Origin of the sequence: Actinoallomurus acaciae (genome assembly GCF_042429965.1) — a bacterium.
GTDB lineage: Bacteria > Actinomycetota > Actinomycetes > Streptosporangiales > Streptosporangiaceae > Actinoallomurus > Actinoallomurus acaciae.
Genome location: NZ_JBHLZP010000825.1, coordinates 1 through 2,472 on the forward strand (window position 1 = coordinate 1; position 2,472 = coordinate 2,472).

The 2,472-nt window shown below is 74.2% G+C and carries 3 protein-coding genes; 1 reads left to right on the forward strand and 2 read right to left on the reverse strand.

Translation table 11 applies throughout. The features are described from left to right. Positions 1-946 (forward strand): aldehyde dehydrogenase family protein (locus tag ACFFNX_RS47580; protein ID WP_378213020.1); only part of this gene is annotated, 946 nt, incomplete at its 5' end. Positions 947-964: 18 nt separating this feature from the next. On the opposite strand, the gene ACFFNX_RS47585 is transcribed toward ACFFNX_RS47580, so the two are convergent. Further along, positions 965-1,480, reverse strand: a complete 516-nt coding sequence (locus ACFFNX_RS47585; protein WP_378213021.1) for a hypothetical protein — start codon at positions 1,478-1,480, stop codon at positions 965-967. Between the two features lie 145 nt (positions 1,481-1,625). Next, positions 1,626-2,472: sensor histidine kinase (locus ACFFNX_RS47590; protein WP_378213022.1), on the reverse strand; the 847-nt coding region annotated here is incomplete at its 5' end.

The following is a 2,472-nucleotide window of genomic DNA, read 5'->3' on the forward strand; positions in this document are numbered from 1 at the left end:
GTGCGCCCTGGCGGCGGGGGAGGGGCGGCCGGTCACCCTCGTCAGCGGCGCCGGTCGTGAGCTGTCGGCGGCCCTGGTCCGCGCGCCGGAGATCGGCTGCGTCTCCTTCGTCGGCGGCCGCGACACCGGCGCGCACGTCGCCGCGGCCGTCGCCGACCTCGGCAAGCGGCACGTCCTCGAACAGGAGGGGCTCAACTGCTGGGGCGTGTGGGAGTACTCCGACTGGCCGCGGCTGGCCGGGCAGATCCGCCGGACGTTCGACTACGCCAAGCAGCGCTGCACGGCGTACCCGCGGTTCGTCGTGCAGCGCTCCCTGTTCGACCGGTTCCTCGCGGCGTACCTGCCGGCCGTCGGCCAGGTGCGGTTCGGTCATCCGCTGGCCGTGGAGGAGCCGGGCGACCCGCTGCCCGAGCTGGACTTCGGGCCGCTCATCAACGACGCCAAGGCCAAGGACCTGGCCGGCCAGGTCGATGAGGCGGTCTCGCGCGGCGGGGTGCCGCTCTACCGCGGCTCGGCGGCGGACGGCCGGTTCCTCCCGGGCCAGGACACCTCGGCGTACCTCGCGCCGGTGACGATCCTGGGGCCGCCGCCCTCCTCGCCGCTGCACCACGCCGAGCCGTTCGGCCCGGTCGACACGATCGTGCTGGTCGACACCGAGGCGGAGCTGCTGGCCGCGATGAACGCCTCCAACGGCGCGCTCGTGGCGAGCCTCTCCTGCGACGACGAGGCGACGGCGCGGCGCCTCGCCGCCGAGGTCCGCGCGTTCAAGGTCGGCATCGGCGAGCCGCGCTCGCGCGGCGACCGCGACGAGCTGTTCGGTGGGCTGGGCGCCTCGTGGCACGGGGCGTTCGTGGGCGGCGAACTGCTCGTCCGCGCGGTCACCGAGGGCGCCGCCGGCGAGCGCCTGCCCGGCAACTTCCTCACCTACACGCTCCAGCCCGGATGAGAGGGGACGGCGGCCGGCTCAGACGAGGCCGGAGCGCCGCCGCCACCAGTCGGGGCGGCGGGAGCCGGCGAGCCACTGGTCGGTGTCGCGCAGCACCGTGGTGAGCGCCTCCAGCGCCGCCGCCGGGCCGGCGGAGCGCCACCGGGTCTCCACGATCGTGTGCCGGTCGTGGGGGCTGTCGCAACGGCAGGCGACCGTCAGCGAGGCCTCGATACGGCAGTGGCCGGGAAAGTAGTCGGCGTTCTCCATCCGGACCGCGACCTCGAGCCAGTCGTCGCCCGACTCTTCGTAGGTGTGGGAGTCGTAGATGCTGTGCGCGGGCGGGTGCCACATCCACTGTCCGGGCCGCGGGCCGTCGCCCGGTCCCGGATCGGGCCGGGGCGAGGGATGCCGCGTGTGCCACTGGCCGGTGAGGGTGAGGAAGCGCGCGCGGATCTCCGGGTCGTCCCACGCGACGCCGAAGATCTCCCGGAGGGGCAGCGCGCGCGGCCATATCCACACCGCAAGGGAGTGTTCCTCGGGTGGGTTCCGCACCGTGTCATCATGCCGCGCGACGTGCTCGGCGCGCATCGCTAGGAATACAACGAAATCACGACATTCCCGGCCGTATGTGGTCGGTGGCGCCGGAGATCGTCCCGAACCCTCACCGTACGGCGGGACAGGGGTTCCAGACGATCCCTCAAGCAGGCGCGAGACCGCCCGGAGGCGAGTCGGCGGGGATGGTCACGCGCACGGACGTCCCGCCGCCGGCCGGACTGTCGATCGTGAACTCGCCGCCCAGCGCCTCGGCACGGTCCCGCAGGTAGGCGAGTGCCGAGCCCGGATACGGGTGGGCTCCGCCGACGCCGTCGTCGTCGATCCGGAGCCGCACCTCGTCTCCCAGGTCGAGCCGGACCCGGACGACGGAGGCGTGCGCGTACAGCACCGCGTTGGACAGGGCCTCCGCCACCACGTAGTACACGGTCATGGCGGTGTTCGACGACGGCGGCCGCCGGCCGTGCGCCTCCAGGTCCACCGGCAGGGGCGTGCGCCGGGCCAGTGTGCGCAACGCCGGCTCCAGGCCGCGCCTGAGCAGGAACGCCGGATGCAACTGCCGCGCGAGGTCCTGCAGGCCCTTGACGATCTCATTCACCTCACGGGCGGCGCCGGACAGCTGCTCCCTCAGCTCCTCCATTCCCGGCGGCACGGTCCTCTCGGCGGCGCGCAGATCCAGGCCGACGGCGACGAGCCGCTGCTGGGTGCTCTCGTGCAGGTGGCGTTCGATCCGGCGGCGGGCCGCGTCGGCGGCCTCGATCAGACGGACCCGGGAGGCCGCCAGCTCCGCGCGGTGCCGGGTCTGCACGAGCGCGACGCCGGCCAGCCCGGCGAGCTGCCGCATGATCTCCTCCGCCCCTGCCGTCCGGCGCCGGGACGCGCGGGAGAGCACGGCGGCCATTCCCCAAAGCCGCTCGCCGACCACGATCGGGCAGCCGGCGAACCGGCGGATCTCGTTCGCCGCCAGCCAGTCGCCGAGGGCGCCGGACGCG